The following is a 22,769-nucleotide window of genomic DNA, read 5'->3' as shown; positions in this document are numbered from 1 at the left end:
TAGTGTTGCCATTTGGCAACACAAGGGGCTGGTACCAGTTCCCGTTCGCATCGAGTGACGTCGAGATGCCCATCCGCCGCACACGCCTTCAGCGTGTCTCGACTTCGCTCGACACGAACGGAGTTGAGGGCCGTTACTCCCCGCTGCGTGCCAGTTGATCGAGCAAGCGGACACCGAAGCCGCTCATCCCCTTGGGAACCAAGGGCGATGCCTTGTCGGCCTGGTTCACCCCGGCGATGTCGAGATGCGCCCAGGGCGTCGCTTCATCGACGAAATAGCCGATGACGTGGGCGCCGATGCTGGCACCCGGCCCCTGGTTGGGGGTGATGTTGCGGATGTCGGCGATGTCCGACTTGATCTTTTCGGCGAAATTCTTGTGGAGCGGCATCCGCCACAATTCTTCGCCGCTGGTGGTCCCCGCGGCCAGAAGCGCCGCGGCGAGCTTTTCGTCGCGTGCGAACAGTCCGGCATATTGGTCGTCGAGCGCGCCGACGATCGCGCCGGTCAGCGTCGCGATATTGACGATCGCGCGCGGTTTGTACGCCTGTGCAACATATTCATTGGCGTCGGCGAGGACGAGGCGCCCTTCGGCGTCGCTGTTGAGCATCTCGATCGTCTTGCCCGACATCGTGCGGGTGACGTCGCCGGGGCGCTGAGCATTGCCGTCGGGCATGTTTTCGGCAAGCGCCGCGACCCCGACGACATGCGCCGAGGCGCGCGACTTGGCGAGCGAGAGGACGGCGCCCATGACCGAGGCGGCGCCCGACATATCGCCCTTCATGTCCCACATGCCCGCGCCGGGCTTCAGCGAAATGCCGCCCGAATCAAAGGTGATCCCCTTGCCGACAAATGCCATCGGCGCGGCGGGGGCATTGGCGCCGCGATAGCGCACCAGCATCAGGCGCGAACCGCGCGGGCTGCCCTGACCAACCCCTACGATCGTCCCCATGCCGAGCTTGCGCATCGCCGCTTCGTCGAGCACTTCGATGCTCACCCCTGCGGTTCCGGCAAAGGCTTCGCGCACCCGGGCGACGAAGCTTTCGGGATAGATGATGTTCGCGGGTTCGTTGGCGAGGTCGCGTGACAGGCGGACGCCATCGACCAGCGGTTTCCAGCGCCCGTTGAAGGCGGCTTCGGCCGCAGCCGGATTGGCGCCCACGACGGTCACGGCGCCGCTCGGCGGTGCCTTTTTGTCGACCGTCTTGTACCGGTCGAAACGATATTGACCGAGCGCGAAGCCATAAGCGACATCGGCGGGGGACGCATCGCCGAACGCGCCGGCGATCGTCACCGGCTGGGCTTCGCTTTTCAGTTCCTGCGCCGCCTTGCCGCCTGCTTCGGCGAGCGCGAGCGAGGTCGGGGTGGCACCGGTGCCGACCAGCAGGATGCGCGAATAGGTGCCGATCCCGCGTAGGGACAGCGTCGAGCCCGCTTTGCCGTCGAAGGTCGCGGCGGCGATCGCGGCGGTCACCGCCTGATGTTCGGCAGCGCCGAGCACGATCCCGTCGAGCGGCGGCAGCGCCGCGTCGGTCATCGCGATGACGAGCGCGCCGCTTGCCGGGGCGCTCGCCGCAAAGCCGATCGCGCGTTCGGCGCTGTTGCTGGCGGTCGCCGGGATCACGCCCGACCCGGTCACCGTCTGCGCCATAGCGGGCGGGACCAAAGCGAACGATAGGCACGCGGCAAGAAGCAGGCTTTTGTGATTCATGGAAATTCCCCGTTTGAAGTTATGGCGCCCTGCATAGCCAAGTGGCGCCTGATCGCAAATTCGGCTCGACGAACGACAGTTGCTTGCCATCGGACGACATGGCGGTCAGACAGGCGCGGATCGAGCGCATGAAAAGGACCAGAGATGTTGCGACGGATTTTGCTGGGATTTTTGCTGTTGCTCGTCGTTACCGCCGCGTCGCTGGCGCTGTGGGAACCGCTGATTGCCGAAGCGCCAGCCGCACCGGCCTACAAGCCTGCCGACGTCCGCATCGCGCGCGACAAGTTCGGGGTACCGCATATCTTCGGCAAGACCGACGCCGACGTCGCCTATGGCGTGGCCTATGCGCATGCCGAGGATGATTTTGCGACCCTGCAGGAAGTGCTGGCGATGACGCGCGGGCGCGCGGGGGCGATGCTGGGCGCCGATGGCGCGAAGGTGGATTATGCCGCGGCCCTGCTCGACGTGCGCGCGACGACAGCGCGCGACTGGCCGCGCCTTCCCGCCGATGTGCGAGCGCTGTTCACCGCCTATGCCGCAGGGCTCAATCATTATGCCGACAAGCATCCGGACAAGGTGCGCTTGTCGGGGCTGTTCCCGGTGACCGGCGAGGATGTGGTCGCGGGTTTCGTGCTGCGCTCGCCCTTCTTTTTCGGTCTCGATTCGGTGCTCGGCCAACTGGTCGAGGGCAAGGATATGCACCGCGAGGGCGGACCCGCGCTCGACGCGACGGGGAAGATCGTGCCGCGCGCCGATACGCCGGTCGGCAGCGATCCCGCCAGCAACGGATCGAATGCGATGGCAGTCGCGCCCGCGCGCTCGACCGATGGCGCGACGCGGCTGGTGTCGAATTCGCACCAGCCATGGACGGGCGGTGTCGCCTGGTACGAACTCGTCGTCCATAGCGAGGAAGGCTGGGACTTTGCGGGCGCGAACTTCCCCGGTTCGCCCTATCCGTTCCTTGGGCACAACAAATATCTGGGGTGGACGAACACGGTCAATCGTCCCGACCTGATCGACGTGTACAAGCTGGTGCTCGACGAGAGCGGCGAGCAATATCGCTACGATGGCGCATGGCGGCCGCTGGAGGCGAAGCGCGTCTGGCTGAAGGTCAAATTCGGCCCGTTCGTGCTGCCGGTGCCGCGGACCGTTTATCGATCGATCCACGGCCCCGTGGTCAAGAACGACAAGGGCGCCTTTGCCATTCGCTATGCCGGGATCGACCAGGCGGCGATGGTCACCCAATATTATCGGCTGAACAAGGCAAAGGATTTTGCCGAATGGCGCGCCGCGATGGCGGGGCAGGGCGTCCCTGCGACCAATTTCATCTACGCCGATGCCAAGGGGAATATCGGGCTTTTCTATAATGCGATGTTCCCCGACCGGCCCGACGGATTCAACTGGCGCGGGGTGCTGCCGGGCGATCGCTCGGCGGCGCTGTGGACAAAGACGTTGCCGTTCGATCGCGTTCCGGCGCTGGTCAATCCACGCTCGGGCTATGTCATGAACGCCAACAACACGCCGTGGGTCGCGGCGGGCCCGGGCGACGAGCTCGACGCCGCGGCTTTCTCGCCGTTGCTGGGGGTCGAGGACGATATGACCAATCGCGCGACGCGGTTGATCGAGCTGTTCGAAGCGTCGGGGCAGATCGACGAGGCGCGGCTGAAGGCGATCAAATATGACACCGCCTATGCACGGTCGGGTTACGCCAAGGCGTGGTTGGACCGCCTGCTCGCGTTGAACGTCAAGGACGATCCGGCGCTGGTCGCGGCGCAAAATTTGCTCCGCCGCTGGGACTGGAACCTCGACGGCAAGGGGAAGGGCGACGCACTGGCGCTGATGGTGCTGCGCCCCGCGAACGGCAGTCATTACCAGCGCCGCGCCGGTCCCGATCCGCGCACCGTGCTGGCCGAAACGGTGGCGCATTTGCAGGAGCATTTCGGCGGGCTCGATCCGAAACTCGGGACCGTGCTGCGGCTGCGTCACGGCGAAGGCGCGTCGCGGATCGACCTGCCGCTCGACGGCGGCAACGACACGGTCCGCGCCTCGACGCTGTGGGACGCCGAGCCCGACGGGCGGCTGAAAGTGCGCCACGGCGACAGTTTCATCATGTTCGTGACGTGGGACGCGGCGGGCCGGGTGCGCTCGGAATCGATCCAGCCGTTCGGGTCGGCGACGACGCGGCCTGAAAGCCCGCATTATAATGATCAGGCGCCGCTGTTCGTGCGACACCAGCTGAAACCCGTGTTGTTCGATCCGGCGGCGTTGAAGGCCAGCGGGGCGCGCTTCTATCGGCCTTGAAAGCCGCGAACGGCTGTCCTAAACCCCTGATACAGTGCCGTCCGGCACGCGGTCGCGCGCAGGCGCAAAAACTTCTGCGTTCGTAATCCAAGAGGATGTCCATGCCCCGTTTCCATCGTTTCGCCCTTGCCCTGGCGGCGACCACGTCGCTCGTCGCTGCCGGCCCCGCGTTCGCCAAGTCGAAGGCCGCCGATCCGGCGCCGATCGCCGATCTGGTGAAGGCGGTCGATATTCCGCACGAAGCCTTCACGCTCGACAATGGTCTGCGCGTCATCGTCCACGAGGACCGCAAGGCGCCCGTCGTCGCGGTGTCGGTGTGGTACCGCGTCGGATCGAAGCATGAACCCAAGGGCAAGACGGGCTTTGCGCATCTGTTCGAACATCTGATGTTCAACGGGTCCGAAAATGCACCGAACGACTTTTTCGAACCCTTGCAGCAGGTCGGCGCGACCGATTTCAACGGCACGACCAACGTCGACCGGACCAATTATTTCGAGACGGTTCCGACCGGCGCGCTTGATCTCGCGCTCTTCCTCGAAAGCGACCGCATGGGGCACCTGCTCGGCGCGGTGACGCAGGAGAAGCTCGATAACCAGCGCGGCGTCGTCCAGAATGAAAAGCGACAGGGCGACAACAACCCCTATGGCCTGCTGCGCTACGAGATCTTCGAAAATCTGTTCCCCAAGGGGCATCCCTATCACCACAGCACCATCGGTTCGATGGCCGACCTCAATTCGGCGAGCCTTGACGATGTGAAGAAGTGGTTCACCGACAATTACGGGCCGAACAATGCGGTGCTGGTGCTGGCGGGCGACATCGACGTCGCAACGGCGAAGGCGAAGGTCCAGCAGTGGTTCGGCGACATCCCGCGCGGCACTGCGGTTCAGGCGCCCGCCGCGTCGGTGCCGACGCTGCCCGCGCCGCTCGCCAAAGAGGTCAAGGACCTGATCCCGACCCCGCGCGTCTATCGCATGTGGGCCATTCCGGGGCTCAACGATGCCGAAGCGGTGCCGTTGCAGATGGCGACCGCGGTGCTCGGCGGGCTGTCGTCGTCGCGGCTCGACAATGCGATGGTCCGCACCGATCCGGTGGCGGTGAGCGTCGGCGCCTTTGCGCAGACGTTTGAAGATGCGGGCTTGCTCGTCGTCCAGGCCGATGTGAAGCCCGGTACCGATGTCGATACCGTCGGCAAGAAGCTGGACGCGGAAATCGCCAAGTTCCTCGCGAACGGGCCGACCGCCGATGAGCTTCAGCGCGCCGCGGCCAGCTATCTGGGCGGCACGATCGCCGGGCTGGAAGCGGTCGGCGGCTTTGGCGGCAAGGCGGTCGCGCTCGCGGAGGGCGCGCTCTATTCGAACGATCCCGCCTATTACAAGGTCGAGCTCGACCGGATGGCGAAGGCGACGCCCGAACAGGTCGCGGCGGTCGCGCGCAAATGGATGTCGCGCCCGGCCTTTTCGCTGACCTACACCCCCGGCGAACGCACCGAAGGCGGCGAGAATCGCGGCGGCGCGGTGACCGCAGGCAAGCTGGCCGAAGCGGTGGCGCCTGATCGCTACTGGAATCCGGCGCTCGGCGATATCGGTCCCGACACTGGGATCGGCGCGGCGACCTCGATCGCCGACCGGTCGCAGTTTCCGGCGGTCGCTGATCTTACCGCGCTCGATTTTCCGGCAATCGAGCGGGCGACGCTGAAAAATGGTGTCGAGGTCGTCTTCGCGCGCCGCACCACGGTGCCGACGGTCAATGTCGCGGTCAGCTTCGACGCGGGCTATGCCGCCGATCCGCATAGCGCGCTCGGCACCCAGTCGCTGATGCTCAGCCTGATGGACGAAGGGACGACCAGCCTCAACTCGATCGCCTTTGCCGAAGCAAAGGAACGGCTGGGCGCGCAGATCGATGCGACGGCCAACGCCGATGAAACGATTTTCAGCCTGTTTGCGCTGAAGCCCAATCTTGGTGCATCGCTGTCGTTGCTTGCCGATTATATCCGCAATCCGGCGTTCGATGCCAAGGAGCTCGAGCGTGTGCGCGCGCAGCAACTCAACCGGCTGAAGGCCGAACTCAACAATCCGAATGCGATCGCGGCGCGCCTGATGGCGCCGATGCTGTACGGCGCCGACCATCCTTATGGCATTCCGCCGTCGGGGCTGGGCGACGCGAAGGCGGTCGAGGCGGCGACGCGCGATCAGCTCGCCGCGTTCCACAGCGCCTGGATCCGTCCCGACAACGCACGCGTGTTCGTCGTCGGCGATACGACGCTGGCCGAAGTCAAGAAACAGCTCGACGCGACGCTGGGCCAGTGGAAGGCGCCGAAAACCGCGAAGCCGGTCAAGAATTTCGACGTCGCAATCCCTGCACCCAAGCCGCGCATCCTGTTCTTCGACCGCCCCAAATCGCCGCAGTCGATCATTCTGGCGGGCAAGGTGCTCGATGCGAAGGGCGGCGACAGCCTGGAAGTGCTGCGGTCGGCCAACGACATTTTCGGCGGCAATTTCCTGTCGCGCTTCAACACCAATTTGCGCGAGACCAAGGGCTGGTCCTACGGCGTGCGCAGCCGCATTTCGGGGGAAACCGACCGGCTGAGCTGGGTCGCGGTGGCGCCGGTGCAGGCCGATCGCACCGGCGATTCGATCAAGGAACTGCAGAGCGACCTCAAGAGCTTCCTCGCCGACAAGGGCGTGACCAAGGAAGAGCTGGAACGCACGGTCAACGGCAGCGTCCGTGAATTGCCGGGCAGCTTCGAAACCTCGGCCGATGTGCTGGCGGGATTGCGCAATATCGTGAAGTTCGGGCGGCCCGACAATTATTACGAGACGCTGCCCGCGACCTATGAAGCGATGACGGCGGCCGAAATTGATGCCGCGGCGCGTAAGGCGCTGAGCACCGATGATCTGGTCTATGTCGTCGTTGGCGATGCCGCGGTCGTCAAACCGCAGCTTGACGGATTGGGTTTGCCGGTGGAAACAGCGACTCCGATTAACTAACATTGATTTCAGTAAGGAGAGCTTCGATGTCCGTAGATGGCAGCTATGATTGCGTGACCAAGTCGCCGATGGGCGATCAGAAATCGGTGTTCACGGTCAAGAGTGACGGCGACAGCTTCACCGGATCGAACGCCGGCGCGATGGGCGCGCTCGACGTGGAAAATGGCAAGGTCGACGGCAACAAGCTGACCTGGACCATGAACATGAAGGTGCCGATGCCGATGACGCTCGAATGCGAAGCGACGATCGACGGCGACGCGCTGACCGGGACGATCAAGGCTGGTGCGTTCGGATCGATGGCGATGACGGGCACCCGTCAGGGCTGATCTTTCCGGCAGAGACGTGCGAAGGGCCGTTCCCAAAGGGAGCGGCCCTTTTGCTTTGCATAGCAATGCTTTTTGCCTTGGGGGTGGCCAAAGCAACTGCATCGGCGCATAGGCTGCCCCGATGCACAGCCCGGCCCCACCCCCCAAGCGGACCCTGCCGGCTGACCGCGAAATGGTGGTCATGATGGCGATGGTGATGGCACTCAACGCGCTCGCCATCGACGCCATGCTGCCCGCGCTGCCCGCTATCGGCAAAGGGCTGGGGGTGCTTGTTGCCAATGACCGGCAATATGTCATCTCGCTCTATCTGCTGGGCATCGGTTTCGGATCGCTGATCTATGGTCCGCTCGCCGACCGGTTCGGGCGCAAGGGCGTGCTGGTTCCGGCGCTGTTCGCCTATGTGGCCTTTTCGATCGGCTGCGGCCTGGCGACGAGCTTTCCGATGCTGCTCGCGCTGCGTTTCGGCCATGGGCTGGTCAGCGCGGCGCTCGGGGTGATCGTGATCGCGGTGATCCGCGACCTGTTCGCGGGCGATGCGATGGCGAAGCGGCTGTCGCTGATCTTCCTCGTCTTCATGATCGTGCCGATCATCGCGCCGACGATCGGAGCGGGGGTCGCGGCGCTGGCGGGCTGGCGCGCGATTTTCATCGTGCTCGCGGTGATGGGGCTGGCCATGATTGCGTGGCTGCGCCGTCTGCCCGAGACGCTCGAGCCCGCCGACGTGCGCCCACTTGACTGGCGGACGATGGTCAGCGGCTGGGCGACGGTGACGCGGCATCGCCGCGCCGCAGGGTATATGATCGCGTCGGGCATGATGCAGGGGGCGCTCTACGGCTATCTCAACAGCAGCGAGCAGATCATCGACGAAGTCTTCGATGCGCAGAGCTGGTTCCCGCTGATCTTCGCCTGCGTCGCGGTAGGGATCGCGATTGCCAATTTCTCGAACGCGGCGATCGTCGAGCGATTCGGCGCGCGACGTGTGTCGCAAAGCGCGGTGTTCGCTTTCATGGCGACGTCGATCGCGCAGATCGCCGCGGCGCTCAGCGGCGCCGAAACGCTGTGGATGTTCACCGTGCTGATGATGGTCAATGTCGGGTTGATCGGCTTTATCGGCAGCAATTTCGGATCGATCGCCATGGAGGATTTCGGTCATATGGCCGGGGTCGCCTCATCGTACCAAAGCTTTGCCAAGACGCTGCTTGCCGCGACGGTCGGGGCGTTGATCGGCCAGCAATATGACGGCACGACGCTGCCGCTCGCTTTTGCCTTTCTGATCAGCGCGATCGTCGGCCTTGCGCTGGTGTTCTGGGCCGAGCGCGGCAAGCTGTTCACCCGGCCGGGGACCGCGCCCAAGACGCCTTACTGACAAAAATGAAGAAGCCGCCGCAGCACAGGCTGCGGCGGCTCTTCCAAACCCGGTCTGCGACCAGGCCTTAGTCGTGGATCGGCGCCGTTGGTTCCAGTTCGCCTTCATGAACCTCGACCAGACCCTGGCCGAGGTGGCTCTTGCGGTAGCCGTAGGCGAAGTAGATCACAAAGCCGATTGCTGCCCAGCCGGGCAGGACCAGCATCGCTTCAAAAGGCAGATTCAGAAACAGGAACACGCAGCCTGCCATCGTCAACGGCCCGATCAACCAGAGCGCGGGTGTGCGGAACGGCCGCACACGACTCGGTTCGGTTTTGCGGAGCAGCATCACCGCGAGCGCGACCATGAAGAACGCATAAAGCGTCCCAGCATTGGCGATATCGGCGAGCTGTCCCACCGGCAGGAACGCCGCGGCAAAGGCGACGACGCTGCCCGTGATCGCGGTGACGACATAGGGCGTTTTCCACTTGGGGTGGATCTTCGACAGGCCTTCGGGCAGCAGGCCGTCGCGCGACATCACAAAGAAGATGCGCGTCTGGCCGAACAGCAGGATCAGGATCACCGACGGCAGTGCGACGAACGCTGCGATCCCCAGCATGTTGCCGATGCCCGAGAAACCGATTTCGCGCAGCACATGCGCCAGCGCCTCGTTCGAGCAGACCAGCATCCCGGCATATTCCGGCAGCGCGCACTGGCGTGCGAGCTCGGCCGAACCGGCGGGGAAGGGAATGCCGTTCGGCCCCATGATCGGCTGGCCACCGATCGTGCCGATCGCGCCGGCGGCGACGAGGATGTAAAAGATGGTGCAGATCAGCAGCGATCCGATCAGCCCGATCGGCACATTCTTTTGCGGATCGCGCGTTTCTTCGGCAGCCGTCGATACCGCGTCGAACCCGACATAGGCGAAAAAGATCGTCGCGGCGGCGCCAACGGCACCGATCCCCGAACCAAGCCCGCCGAACACGCCCGCGGGCAGGAACGGGTTGAACTTGTCCATTTCAGCCTGCGGCAGCGTCAGGATGATGAAGGCGGTGAGCGCGGTCACCTTGATAGCGACCAGAACGGCGTTGACGCGGGCGGATTCGGTGGTGCCGATCATCAGCAGCCAGGTCACCAGCAAGGCGATGACGACGGCGGGCAAGTTGATCAGACCGCCGGGCGCGCCGCCCAGGGCCAGCGGACCGGCCGCCAGATAGGCGGGCAATTGTATGCCCAGAAACTCGTTCAATATTGTCCCGGAGAAATAGCCGGACCAGCCGACCGACACCGCGCTCGCCGCGACAGCATATTCGAGGACGAGCGCCCAACCGACCGACCAGGCGAGAATTTCGCCCATCACCGAATAGGTGTAGGTGTAGGCGGAGCCCGCGACGGGCATCATGGCGGCGATTTCGGCGTAGCAGAGCGCCGCGACGATGCAGATCGCCCCGGCGATGGCAAAGGCGAGCATCAGGCCAGGACCGGCCTTTTGCGCGCCTGCCGAGGTCAGCACAAAAATGCCGGTACCGATGACGCAGCCGATCCCGAACAGGGTCAGTTGCAGGGCACCGAGCGAGCGATGGAGCGATTTCTTTTCAGCCGTGGCCAAAATGGCGTCGATCGGTTTGACGCGACCAAATATCATGTGAACTTCCCCTTTTTGGCGACTTTAGCGCCATTCTCCTGCCGCGCAGACTAGACGCTTCGCGCGCCAGCGCAACTTAATTTCAGGCTTGTTACAAGCGCTTCATCGCACCGTGAAGCGCACCCGGTCGATCATTCGTCCGCCGGGGTCGACCAGCGCCAGCATATGGCTGCCCGGGCGCGGCAGGATTTGCTGCCCCGCATCGGCGTCACCGAGCGGCTTTTTGTCGAGCAGCAGCCGGTATCCGGCGACCGAACCGCTGACCGTGACCGCGAGCCGCTGGCGGTCGATCGGAATGTCGGGGTCGAGCGCATAGACGCTGCCGCTGACCGGACTGGTGATGCGCGGACGGCGCGCGGCCTGCGGCGCGGCGGCCATTTCGGTCTGCGCGGTGCCGGCCATGAAATATTCGCGGCGCGAGGGTTCGCGGGTGCCGGGGAGCGCGATCTGGCGCGCTTCGACGCCGGCGGGCATCTTTGGCGCTTTGCCCGGATTCCCGGCGTGGAGCGCGAGCATCACGTCGCGCCAGACGGGGGCGGCGCCCGAGGTGCCGGAGACGGCGCGCATCGCATCGCCCTCGAGATTGCCGACCCAGACGGCGACGGTGAAGCGGTCGGACCAGCCGATGCACCAATTGTCGCGCATGCCTTTCGATGTGCCGGTCTTGGCCGCCGCCCAGAAGGGGAGGCGGAGCGCGCTGTCGGCGCCGAAGGCGTCGGTGCGCGCGGCGGCGTCGGCGAGGATGTCGCCGACGATGAAGGCGGCGGCGGGGGAGACGATCTGGCGCGGCGGAAGGTTGCGAAGGTGCCGCACAGCGTCGAAAGTGACGGGCGACCATTCCCCGAGATTTGCGAATGTTCTGAATGCGTTAGCCTGTTCCACGAGCGAAACTTCGGCCGATCCGAGGGCGAGGGAGAAGCCGTAATATTCGCCGTCCTCGACCAGGCCGTGGTAGCCCAAGGCCCACAGGCGGTCGCGGAATTGCTGGACGTCGTCGATGACGAGCGCGCGGACGGCGGGGACGTTGAGCGACGCGGCGAGCGCGTGGCGGACGCTGACCGGCCCCTTGAAGCTGCGGTCGTAGTTTTTGGGGACGTACAGCCCCGACGCGGTGTCGAGCTGGACCGGACTGTCGTCGAGGATCGAGGCGGCGGTGAGCCAGCCATGTTCGATGACCTGCGCATAGAGATGCGGCTTCAAGGTCGAGCCCGCCTGTCGGCGGGCATTGGCACCATCGACCGACGCCGCGGTCGATTTGAGGCCGACCCCGCCGACATAGGCGAGCACCTCGCCAGTCGCGTTGTCGAGCACGACGACCGCGCCGTCGCGGACGCGATCTGATCCCAGACCCGATAATTGGCGGCGCAGCGCGACGATGGCGGCGGCCTGGATACGGCGGTCGATCGTGGTGGTGACGCGCTTGCCGGGCTGGTCGAGCAGGCGGACCGCGAGGTGCGGCGCGAGCGCGGGGTCGAACCGCGCGGCATGTTCGCTCGAGACGAGGGTCGCGGCGGCGGCGCGGATCGCGGAGCAGTCCTTGGTTTGCGCCACCCGGCAAGCGCGGCGGCCGAGCGCCTCGGCGCCTGCGGTCGGATTGGGCAGCAGCCCTGCGAACAGCGCGGCGTCGGTGCGCGTCATGTCGGCGGGCTTTTTGCCGAACAGGCTTTGCGCGCCCGCACCGATCCCCTGCGCCTCGCCGCGCAAAGGCACAAGGTTGAAATAGGCCTCGAGCATCTGGTCGTGCGACCATGCGGCGGCGAGCGCCTGCGCGGCGCGCATCTGGCGGAGCTTGGTGCGCCAGTCGCGCTGGCCCGGCTGCGCAAGGCTGGGGTCGAGGAAGGCGGCGAGCTGCATCGGAAGGGTCGAGGCGCCGCGCGAGCGGTCGCCGGTGCCCCCGATCTTGAGCCGCGCGCGGACCGCGCTGGCGACCGCGAGCCAGTCAACCCCGCCGTGCGACCAGAAACGCCGGTCTTCACTTTGTACCACGGCGGCGCGGACGGCGGGGCTGATGTCGTTCAGCGGCACCCAGGCGAGGCGGCGGCGCTCAAAATTGACGCGCTCGCTGTCGAGGAGGCGGCCGTCGCGATCGTAGAGCCAGGCTTCGCTGGGCTGCCAGTCGGCGCGGACGGCGGCGTAGGTCGGCATGGGGGGCGGTTTGGTGGCGAGGTGGGCGATGGTGGTGAGGATGAGCAGGGCGAGGGCGAGCCATGCGAGGGCGTGGGGCCAGCGGCGGTGGCGGGGGAGGCTAGCCGCGCCTTCTTTGAACTTCGTCATGCTGAACTCGTTTCAGCATCCATGGCCGGAGGTTGCCTTTGGCGCGGCGTTGGCGGCGAGGGCAGGCCATGGACCCTGAAACAAGTTCAGGGTGACGAATTTATGAAACCGCCTGCATGTCACTAATTCCGTTCGCATCGAGCGACGTCGGGATGTCGCGCGCCCGCGGGGTGTCTCGACTTCGCTCGACACGAACGGAGAGTAGGAAGGCGAGTGTCCCATCACTGCCCCACACTCGCCACCGTCAGCGGCGCGTTTGGCCATTGCCCACGGATCGCGGGTGAGTACATCGCCTCGACGCGTGTCGGGGGGAGCGAGAAGCGGCCCGAGCCGTTCAAGCGCACGACATATTCGACCGCGTGCGTTCCCGCGGGCATCCAGCCGAAATAGCCGCGCCAGCTGTCCTTGCCGCGCTCGACATAGCTTGGCTGCGCGCCCGATCCGCGTGCCTGTTCGGCGAGCATTTCGGACTGGCCGCCGAGGTTGCCGAAGATCGTCGCGCCGGGGGCGATCGGATCGTTGATCACGACCCACGTGCGGCCCGCCGCCGCGACGACCTCGATCCGCACCTTGATCACGTCGCCGCGGGTCAGGCGATCCTTGTTCGCCGCCTTGACGATGCTGACCGAGCGCTTGATCCGGTAACCGGCGTTGAGCGGTTCCTTCAATGGCACGGCGGCCTTGACGCTGACCGTCGCCCAGGGCGCGCCGCTACCCTGATGCTGAAGGCTCATCGTTGCGGCGTTGAGCGCGACGCGGAGCGGTGAGGGCGTTTCGGCGGGCAGCGGCCAGCTTTGCGAGGCGCTGGCGCCGGCAAGGCTGATATTGGTGACGCCGGTGATCGCGCTCGCCGGATACAGCTCGGCGAAGCGGCGGACGGTGACGGCGCCCCACGCATTGGCGGGGGTGGTGTCCCAATGGCCCCGGCGCTGGCGCTGGGCGACCCCGACCATCAGCTTGCCCGCGTCATCCTCCCAGCCCTTGCGGCCGAGGACGGCTTCCAATGCCTTGATCGCCATTTCGTCGCCGCTGGTCATCATCCACCAGGGGGCGCGGGCGTCGTCGACGAGGTCGAGGCGGGTGCCTTCGTACACGAGGCGCTTGCGCAGCTCGGCTTCGGCGGCGGTGCGCAGCGCGGGCGCGCCGCGGACCCCCGGGGTGCGTTCGATCGCGACCAGCCAGTCGGCGAGCGTCCCGGTCGCCATATCGATCGGCGCGACGTCGATCGCGGCGACGAGCCCCGGGCTGGCAGCCTTGTTGCGGGCGAGCGCCGCGAGCGCCGCGATGCGGACGGGCCGGATGTCCCAGGGGCCATAGCCGCGGCGGGTCAGACGCCCTTCGACGACCGCCTGTAGCGCCGCCACCATCCTGGCCTTCGACGCCTCGGGGATCGCATAGCCGTTCGCCGCGGTGACGCTGAGCACATAGGCGGTGAGTTCGATCGACCCCTCCAGCCGCTCATTGGGCCAGTAGCGCAGCAGGCCGTCACCATCGAGATAGGTCGGCATCGCTTCGGCGAGCGCCTGCCAGCGGCCGAGATCGCCGAGCGCAATCGCGCGCGAGGTCGATTGTTCGAAGCAGGTGTAGGGATAGGCGGCCATATAGTCGCGCACCCCCGACAACGGCGGCGCGAGCGTCCCGGCGAGCGCGACGTCGACATAGCCGCCGGGCAAGGCGCCCGCGGGGATGGCGATTGGCAGCGTCGTGGCGGGGCCGACGCGGAACAGGCTGGCGGACCAGGTTTCGACCGGCACCGCGGGCTCGACGACCTGCTGGAACACCAGCCGGTCGCGTTGCTTGCCGCCCTTGGCCACCGCATCGACGGTCCATTCGATCGGGCCGGTTTGTTCGGGGGCGGTCATCGACCAGCTGATCGGCACCGCGCCGCCCGCCGGGATGGTGACGGTGAGCGGCGGCGCGGTCGCGACGGCGGGCGACAGCGACGGGGTCGCGGTGACCTCCATCGGCTGATCGGTGCCGTTGCGGAGCGTGAAGCGCGCATCATAGGTGTCGCCGGTGCGCACCAGTTCGGGCATCCCGGCAAAGATGCCGAGGTCCTGCACGGTGCGGACACTGGTTTCGCCGGTGCCGAAAAATTGCGATCCGTCGGTCGCGATCGCGACGAGCCGGAAGCCCGAAAGATTGTCCGACAGCGGCACGTCGACCGTCGCGCGGCCCTTGCTGTCGAGCGGCACATTGCCCTTCCACAGTAGCACCGGACGGAAATCCTCGCGGGTCAGCCCCGACAGGTCACCGCCGCCGCCGCCGCCGGGTTCGAGCGCCTTGCGGCCATAGTGCCGCTTGCCGACGACCTGCATCTGCGCGGTCGAAGTAAGCACGTCCAGGGTGCGTTCGCCCATCATCGCCTCGATCAATTCCCAGCTTTCGTTGGGGGCGAGCTGAAGCAAGGCTTCGTCGACCGCGGCAAAGGCGACATCGGCGTTTTTGGGTGCCTTGCCGCCGGGGGTCTTGACCTCGATCGCGACCTTCGCGGTTTCGCGGACCGAATATTTCGCCTTGTCGGCCTTGACCTTCACGCCGAGCTGATGGCCTTCCCAGCCGACCTTGATCCGCGCAATGCCCATGCGATAGGCGGGCTTGGCGAGGTCGACCAGAGCCGTAGGCGGGGCGCCTTCGCTATTCTCGATCTTGAAACCGACCGCGCGCTTCATCTTGCGGAACCAGCTTTCCTCGCCGGTCACGCGCCCGCGCACCGCCATCACCGAGACATAGACGTCGGGGGCGTAGGTCGCGGGCAGCTTGACCTTAACGACAGGGTTGGTGCCCTTGAGCGGCACGACAAAGCTCGACAGCACGCCCTCGCGTTCGACGGTGACGAGTGCGGTCGCTTCGCGGAACGGCATGCGGACCTGGAAGCTGGCGGTGTCGCCTGCCGCATAACGCGGCTTTTCGGCGATGACGTCCATGCGGTCGCCATTGTCGCCGCCGAACCACCATTCATTGTCACCCGCGAGCCAGACCGAGCGGACGGCGCGCGCTTCATTGCCGTCGGCGTCGAGCGTCGTTGCGACCACGGTCACCTCGCCCGAAATGCCCGGCGCCATTGCGCAGCGCGCGCGGCCGAGCTTGTCGGTGGTCGCGGAGCAGCTGGCGGCGAGCTTCGTCGTCCGCATCTGGTTGTCATAGGCGTAGAAGCCGCCGATAAGGCGGCGCCGCGCGGTGATGATCTCGCGGTTGTAGAGCGCGACCGAGATGCGCTGGCCCGAAATTGGATTGCCTTCGAGGTCGAGCGCGATGAAATTGAGCTTGAGGTCGTTGTCGCGCATCAGCCAGCCGTCGGTCTTGAGTCCCAAGCGGACGGCGGAGGGATAGAGGGTGATGCGGCGGCTGGCGGTCAGCGTTTCGCCATTGGCGTCCTCATAATCCATTTCGGCCGCCATCACCGTCGGTTCGGTGATCGGCTGGTCGACGGTGACATTGGCCGTGGCGCCGCCATTGGCGTCGAGCTTGAGCGGCACCGAGCGCGCGAGCGGCAGCTCGGCGGCGGGCTCGTCGCCGCTGTCGTCGAGCTGGATGACGCCTTCCTTCACCGGCTGGCCGTCGAAATCCCAGTCGCGATAATCTTGCGGAGGCGACCAGCTGGAGCGGAAATTGGTGCGCAGTTCGACGGGGATATTGGCGGCGGGGCCGCCCGACAGATAGCCGACGAACAGCGAAAGCGGCACCGCGGCGGGGCGCACGAGCGCCGTTTTCGGCCCGGTGACCGCGGCCTTCATCGTCGGCAGGCGATATTCGTCGACCTTGACCGACTGGCCCGACCAGATCGTCTTGTCCTCGCCGTCCTTGTCCTTGGTGACGAAGACGAGCTCATAATCGCCCATCGGGGCGGAGGCGGGGACGTTCCAGACGCTGTCGCCGCTGCCAGTCGCGGCGATCGCGAAGGGCATTTCGAATTCGGTGTCCGAACCGCGGTGGACGAGGCGGAGTTTGCCCGCGAGCGCCTGCGGCGTCATGAAGCCGGTGCCGACCGGGCGGCGCAGGATATGCTTCATATGGACGGTCTCGCCCGCCTTGACGAGCGCGCGGTCGAAGACGGTGTGGAGAATATCCTCGCGTTCGGACCAGCCGTAAGGAAGGTCGAAATCATAGGGGCGGATGCCGCGGCCCCAGTCGGTGAGGGTGAAGCTGAAATCGTCGCCCGACCGTGCGCTGACCATCAGCGCATGGCCCTCGCTCTTGGTCGGATCGGGGGTTTCTTCGCAGCTCGAATATGTCTCGGGCTGGGGCAGCCCGCCGGCAAAGGCGAGGCGGCCCGCCTTGTCGGCGGTGCCGCGCGCGAGCAGGCGGCCGGTACAGCCGTCCGAGACGCGGATTTCGGCGCCCGCGACGGGGAGGCCGGTGTCGAGCGCGGTGACCCAGGCGAGCGAGCCTTCGCGGCCCCATTTGAAATGCACCGCCATGTTGGTGACGAGCGCCGCGGTCGCGACATAGCGCGTCGCCTTGCGCCCGAGCAGCGCGGCGCCGAGTTCGGGGCTGGCGATTTCGACGACGTGGAAGCCTTTTTCGGAAAGCGGGATGCCGACGACTTCGAATTCCTTGCCGCCGCCGGGCGGGGTCAGTTGCAGGTCGCGGCGCTCGCCGCCCGCGGGGGCATCGGCGAACACCGATTTACTGCCGGTGTAATTGACGCGGATGTCCTTGCCGGTGCGGTCCTTTTCCTCGCGATAATCGGTGTCGTCGGCGTCGTCGACGCGTTTGAGCCAGCGCGCGATCGCGGCGTCGTCGTCGCCGACCCGGAGCGTTGCGGCGGGCATTTTGAGGTTCGATTGCACCATCGTCCCTTCGACCCCGCGCACGGTGACGGGCAGGACGCCGCCCTCGCGGGCTTCGAGGATGCCGAATTCGGCGGCGAATTTGACCAGCGGCGGGGCGCGGTCGATGTGGAATTTCAGCGGGAAGTTCGACTGGTTCTGCAAGCGCCGACCGCTCTGGTCGGTGACATCGGCGGGCAGGACCAGCGTTGCGTCGACATTCTGCGGCAGCGGTCCGGCGAAGCGAACGCTGGTGAGGTAGGCGTCATTCTTGTCGTCGTCGTCGACCCGGGGGGTCATGCGTTTGCCGTCGGCGGTGGTCAGCGTCGCGGCGAGCGCGGTGTCCCGCGCGACGGGGGAGGCGAAGCTGAGCGTCACATCCTTGACCGGATTGCAGCCCGCCTGCGGATTGACACGGCTGCACGACATTTTGGCGGTGAAAGCGGGGCGGACGTCGAAATCGAAGCGCTGGTCGCGCCCGGCGGTGCGGCCGGGGACGCCGGCCTGCGCGATGCGCGCGTCCCACACGACCGCCATTTCGCGCCCCGGCGGCAGCGGGCGGCGGCATTTGACCGCGACGACGCGGTCGAGCGCGGCCTCGCGGTCGGCGCCCGCGGCGGGCAGGCGCTGCGGCAGTCCGGCGTCATAGGTGAAGGACTGGCGCGACCAGTTGGCATCGCCGAGGCCGGTCAATATCTCAGTCGCGGTGGTGCGCGGCAGGACGTCGAGCGGGATCTTCTCGCCGATCCCGTCGACCGCGCAATAGCCGAAGCGGCCGACCGAGGCGCGGTCGGCGGCGACGTTGGTGGCGACGAGGAAGACCTGCCCCTCCTCGATCCCGTCGTAGATGCCGCCTGCGAGGATGGCGCGTGCCGAAGGGCCGCCGGTGTCGAGCGCGAAGCGGTCGTTGCCCGCGACGGCGATGCCGCGCGCGGTTTTCAGGCCACTGCGCAGCTCGACATGGCAGCGCAGCCCGCCGGGGAGCGGTTTGTCGAACTCGAGCACCCAGGTGCGGGTGTCGACCCAGCGTCCGGTGGCGGGCAATTTGCAATCGTTGGTCGCGGGGGCGGCGGCGCGCGGATCGCCGAGCGGGACCATGTCCTCGGAAAAGCGCAGCGTGAAGCGGGTGATCGTGCCGTCGCCAGTGCCGCTGCTGCCGGGGGTGGCGAGGGTGACCTGCGGCACGGTGTCGGCGGTCGCGGTCGCCGCCATCGCGAGGCTGAGCGGGATAAGCAGCGCCAGTTTTGCCCTGCCGGCCAGGCGTTTTCCCAGCGCGCGCCAACCCATTTTCATCCCGCCGTCTCCCCGCCTAAACTCGCGCGCTTATCCTGCTGGAAACAGGCGCTGCTGTCCACCCGTCGCCGTGTCCCGGGAACGCTTAGCCGCGTTTCGGGAAACGGCTGTGACCGCGGTCATAGACGACCGCGAAAATTCAGCGCGCGAGCATCGGGCCGAGCTTTTGCCCGGCGAAAATATGGACGTGGAGGTGCGGAACCTCCTGATGGCTGTCGGGACCGATGTTGGCGAGCAGGCGGTAGCCGGGGACGACGAGGCCCGTGTCGCGCGCGACCTGACCCACCGCGCGGACGAAGCCCGCAATTTCGGCGTCGCTGGCGCGCGCGGAGAAATCGTCCCAGCTGACATAGGCGCCCTTGGGGATCACCAGCAGATGGAGCGGCGCCTGCGGGTTGATGTCGTGAAAGGCGAGGGCATAGTCGTCGTCATAGACGGTCTTCGACGGCAATTCGCCGCGCAGGATGCGCGCGAAGATATTATTGTCGTCATAGGGCTGGGTGGCGTCGATCGGCATGGGGTTGTCCTTACGGCTGGCGGCTGGCTTTTTCGGCGTGGCCCGAGGTGCCGTGGCGGCGGGTGAGCTCGGCGGCGATCGCGTCCCACGTCAGCCCGCGTTCGGCGAGCAGGATCGAGAGGTGGAAGACGAGGTCGCTCGCTTCGCCGATCAGCGCCGGATCGTCCTCGCTGACCGCGGCGATCACCGCCTCGACGGCTTCCTCGCCCAGCTTTTGGGCGATCTTGCCGCGGCCCTTGGCAGCGAGGCTGGCGACATAGGAGGCTTCGGCTTCGCCCGCGGCGAGCCGGTCGTGGATGACGGCCTCGAGCCGTCCCAGCGCTTCACCCATTGCCTTGCTCATCCGTGCGCTCCCTTTGCGAGCGTGACTAGCGGCGCGGGCGCGCGGCGACAAGCGTCGGCGGGTGCGGCGCGAAGGACAGAGCGGCAAATTTTTATCCGCCGGTAACCATATCGAAACGCGGTTTACCGTATCTTTTCCGCGCCGGGGGGCGAGTTCAACTTTTAAGTTCGGAAAAAATATCATGAAATCAGGCACCCGCCCCCAGGTGTTGCTGGCCGCCACCGCCTCGGTCATCGCCTTGATGGCCACCCCCGCTGCGGGACAGACCGGCGAAGACGAGATTATCGTCACCGGATCGCGCATCGCGAAGAGCGAATTTACCAGCGCGGACCCGATCCAGGTCATCGATATCGAAAGCGCCAAACTGCAGGGGCAGGTCCAGCTCGCCGACATCCTGCAATCGGCACCCGCAGCGCAGGGATCGATCCAGATCACCTCGGCGCTGTCGAACCGCGTCATCGCCAATGGCGGCAATGATGTGCAGACGGTGTCGCTGCGCGGGCTCGGTGCCGAACGGACACTGGTGCTGATCAATGGCCGCCGCGCAGGCCCGGCCGGCATACGCGGGTCGGTCGCGCCCTTCGACCTCAATGTCCTGCCGCTGTCGGTGGTGCGGCAGGTGGAGGTGCTGAAAACCGGCGCCTCGTCGATCTATGGCTCGGACGCGGTCGCGGGGGTGGTCAACATATTGACGCGCAACGACCTGAACGGCGCCGAAATCGGCGGTTTTTCGTCGATCACCGAACATGGCGGCGGCGAAAGCTATGGCGTCGATGCAGGCTTTGGCAAAACATTCGATCGCGGCCATTTTTTCGCGACGGTCGACTATTTCAAACAGCAGAATCTGACGCGCCGCGACCGCGGCTTCCTGTTCTGCGCCGAAGAATATTTGAAGCGCGAGGCCGATGGCAGCCGCGCCGACATCGTCGATTTTCGTACCGCGCGGCCGCAGTGCAGCGGCACGCTGGGCAATGCGATCGCCTTCAGCGATTTTTCCGGGGTCGACCAAAATGGTTTCCCGACCTTTGGTCCCGGGCTGATCGCGCCGAACGGCCAGCTGATCGCTTCGGGCCAATATGGCGCCGAATTCGCGGGCATCGGCATGCCGATCAACGCTTATAATCCGATCGGGGTGTTCGGCCCGGCCGATTTCTTCGGGCTCAATTTCGATGGCCCGTCAACCGGGGCGCTCAACAAGTTCGAGCCCGCCGAGCAGGATATGGACGTGTTTTCGGGGGTCAAGCGGATCAGCGCCTTCGCCGATGCCGCCTATGAGGTGGCGGGCGGGGTTACGATCTATGGCGAAGCGCTGTTCAGCAATCGCAAGTCGCAGAACAGCGGCTTCCAGCTGATGGCGCTCGAGCAATTTACCGGCGCGTCGATGCTGCCCTTCTTCCTCTGCGATCCCGCGGCGAACAATTGCGATCCGGGCGACATGGGCGATCCGTTCAACGCGGAGTTCGGCGGCAACATCATCCTGCGCCCGCAAGTGCTGGTGAGATCGGAGAGCAGCGCCGACGTCGATTATTATCGCGGCGTGCTCGGCCTGCGCGGCACATTCGGCGGCTGGAAATGGGACGTCCACGGCCAGCACAGCCGATCGGACGCGAGCTATACGCAGGACGTGATCTATCAGGACGCGCTCGCGTCGCAGACGCTGCGCACGCGATCGTGCGCTGGAACCACGACCGCGATCCGCGGCGTTCCGTGCATCGACATCGACTTCACCGACCCGCGCGTGCTGCGCGGCGATTTCACGTCGGCCGAGCGCGCGTTCCTGACGGGGCGCGAGACGGGGCGGACCTTGTTCAAGCAGACGTCGGCCGAGGCGCTGCTGACGGGCAAGCTGTTCAATCTGCCCGCGGGGCCGGTCGGTGTCGCGGTCGGCGCGAATATCCGCCGCGACGAAATCGACGACACGCCGGGCGAGGCGACGCTCGCGGGCAATGTCGCCAATTTCACGACATCGGGCATCACCGCCGGACGCACCGTGGCAAAGGAGGTCTTCGGCGAGGTCGAAGTGCCGTTGCTCGAAGATGTGCCGATGGCCGAACGGCTGACCCTGTCGGGCGCGGCGCGTTATACACATGTCGAGGCGACGCGCGGCGACGGGGTGCAGGACAGCTTCAGCGATACGACGTGGAAGGTCGGCGCCGACTGGGCAGTGACCGACTGGCTGCGGTTTCGCGGCACCTGGGGAACCTCGTTCCGCGCGCCTGCGCTGTTCGAACTCTTCCTCAATGACCAGACGGGCTTCCTCGGCCAGCAGGCGATCGATCCGTGCATCCAGACCGCGGCGCGGCTGGCGGCGGGGGCGATCAGCCAGCGTATCTTCGACAATTGCGCCGCCGAGGGCATTGCGCCCAATTATGCGGGCGGGATCAGCCCCGCGACGATCGTGTCGGGCGGCGGCATCGGGCGGCTGAAGCCCGAGACTTCGACCGCAAAGACGGTGTCGGTCATCCTGACCCCCGATGTGTCGGGCGCGCTGTGGGGCGGGCTCAAGGCGCGGTTCGCGGTCGACTATTTCGACATCAAGGTGAGGGACGAGATCACTTTGCTTGGCGCGGGCAATATCCTGCGCGGCTGCTACGATTCCGACGTCGCGGGCGAGCCGCTGTGCGGGCTGTTCACGCGCGTCGCCGCCGGCCCCGACCGGCAGAGCGTCGCGAGCGTCACCGACCGCTATGTCAACATCAGCCGCCAGCGCAATCGCGGCGTCGACCTGTCGCTCGCGCTCGATCAGGAGCTTGGCCGCCTCGGGTCGCTCGCGTTCCGCGCGCAGATGGTCTGGCAGATCGAGGACAAGGTTGCGCTGTTCCCCGGCACCCAAATCGACGACAATGGCAAGATCGGCAATCCGAAATGGGTCGGAGATTTCAACCTCGGCTGGATGAAGGACGGCTGGACGCTGTTTTACGGGCTCGATGTCACCGGTGCGGCGTCGAACGAGGAAGGCCTGCTCCGTGCGCAGGGCGGCGATGCGTGCCGGACGTCGAGTTTCCGTCCCGGCGGGCGCTTCTGCCCCGACGTCAGCGTGCCCGCGACCTTCTATCACTCGCTGTCGCTGAGCCGCGATGTTGCCGACCGGTTCCGGATTACCTTGGGGGTCGCGAACCTGTTCGATACGCCGCCGCCGCGGGTTTCGACGGTGGTGACGGCGACGCCGCCGGTGATCGGGCAGGCACCGGCGTTTGGCACGCAGTACGACTATCTGGGGCGGCGGTTCTTCGTGGGGGTGCGGGGGAAGATTTAGGG

11 protein-coding genes are annotated in these 22,769 nt (G+C 66.2%); 5 read left to right on the top strand and 6 right to left on the bottom strand.

The features are described from left to right. Positions 1 to 133 precede the first annotated feature (133 nt). Positions 134 to 1,648 carry a leucyl aminopeptidase gene (locus tag FFS18_RS15425; protein ID WP_249340429.1) on the bottom strand — a complete coding sequence of 505 codons (1,515 nt, stop codon included), beginning with the start codon at positions 1,646 to 1,648 and terminating at the stop codon, positions 134 to 136. Positions 1,649 to 1,852: 204 nt separating this feature from the next. On the opposite strand from FFS18_RS15425, the gene FFS18_RS15420 reads away from it, so the two are divergent. The 4 genes from FFS18_RS15420 (at position 1,853) to FFS18_RS15405 (ending at position 8,688) form a co-directional block, all read left to right on the top strand. Next, positions 1,853 to 4,009 (top strand): acylase, encoded by a 2,157-nt coding sequence (locus tag FFS18_RS15420; protein ID WP_171005335.1) that lies wholly within the window; start codon positions 1,853 to 1,855, stop codon positions 4,007 to 4,009. A 101-nt stretch (positions 4,010 to 4,110) separates the two neighbouring features. After that, the gene (locus FFS18_RS15415) at positions 4,111 to 6,996 is read left to right on the top strand and encodes a M16 family metallopeptidase (RefSeq protein WP_137871518.1); all 2,886 of its coding nucleotides are present in this window, start codon (positions 4,111 to 4,113) and stop codon (positions 6,994 to 6,996) included. Between the two features lie 26 nt (positions 6,997 to 7,022). Then, positions 7,023 to 7,322 carry a hypothetical protein gene (locus FFS18_RS15410; RefSeq protein ID WP_120217485.1) on the top strand — a complete coding sequence of 100 codons (300 nt, stop codon included), beginning with the start codon at positions 7,023 to 7,025 and terminating at the stop codon, positions 7,320 to 7,322. 121 nt (positions 7,323 to 7,443) lie between these two features. After that, on the top strand, positions 7,444 to 8,688 hold the full coding sequence (locus tag FFS18_RS15405; protein ID WP_120217484.1) for a multidrug effflux MFS transporter: 1,245 nt from the start codon (positions 7,444 to 7,446) through the stop codon (positions 8,686 to 8,688). A 67-nt stretch (positions 8,689 to 8,755) separates the two neighbouring features. Here the strand turns inward: FFS18_RS15405 and FFS18_RS15400 are convergent, their stop codons facing one another. From FFS18_RS15400 to FFS18_RS15380, 5 genes are all read right to left on the bottom strand, one after another. After that, complete coding sequence (locus FFS18_RS15400) at positions 8,756 to 10,312, bottom strand: amino acid permease (RefSeq protein ID WP_137871517.1); 1,557 nt, start codon at positions 10,310 to 10,312, stop codon at positions 8,756 to 8,758. Between the two features lie 102 nt (positions 10,313 to 10,414). After that, the gene (pbpC, locus tag FFS18_RS15395) at positions 10,415 to 12,586 is read right to left on the bottom strand and encodes a penicillin-binding protein 1C (protein ID WP_137871516.1); all 2,172 of its coding nucleotides are present in this window, start codon (positions 12,584 to 12,586) and stop codon (positions 10,415 to 10,417) included. Positions 12,587 to 12,807: 221 nt separating this feature from the next. Then, a complete protein-coding gene (locus FFS18_RS15390) occupies positions 12,808 to 18,651 on the bottom strand; it encodes an alpha-2-macroglobulin family protein (protein WP_349304056.1) in 5,844 nt (1,947 codons plus the stop codon). A gap of 139 nt (positions 18,652 to 18,790) precedes the next feature. Then, on the bottom strand, positions 18,791 to 19,168 hold the full coding sequence (locus FFS18_RS15385; RefSeq protein ID WP_137871515.1) for a histidine triad nucleotide-binding protein: 378 nt from the start codon (positions 19,166 to 19,168) through the stop codon (positions 18,791 to 18,793). A 10-nt stretch (positions 19,169 to 19,178) separates the two neighbouring features. Beyond that, positions 19,179 to 19,511: a phosphoribosyl-ATP diphosphatase gene (locus FFS18_RS15380; RefSeq protein ID WP_137871514.1), complete on the bottom strand. Its 333-nt coding sequence runs from the start codon at positions 19,509 to 19,511 to the stop codon at positions 19,179 to 19,181. A gap of 181 nt (positions 19,512 to 19,692) precedes the next feature. On the opposite strand from FFS18_RS15380, the gene FFS18_RS15375 reads away from it, so the two are divergent. Continuing rightward, the gene (locus FFS18_RS15375) at positions 19,693 to 22,767 is read left to right on the top strand and encodes a TonB-dependent receptor plug domain-containing protein (protein ID WP_137871513.1); all 3,075 of its coding nucleotides are present in this window, start codon (positions 19,693 to 19,695) and stop codon (positions 22,765 to 22,767) included. Positions 22,768 to 22,769 lie beyond the last annotated feature (2 nt).

The organism is Sphingopyxis sp. 2PD (genome assembly GCF_005503695.1).
Taxonomy (GTDB): Bacteria; Pseudomonadota; Alphaproteobacteria; order Sphingomonadales; family Sphingomonadaceae; genus Sphingopyxis.
This window is presented reverse-complemented; position numbering and strand designations above follow the sequence as displayed.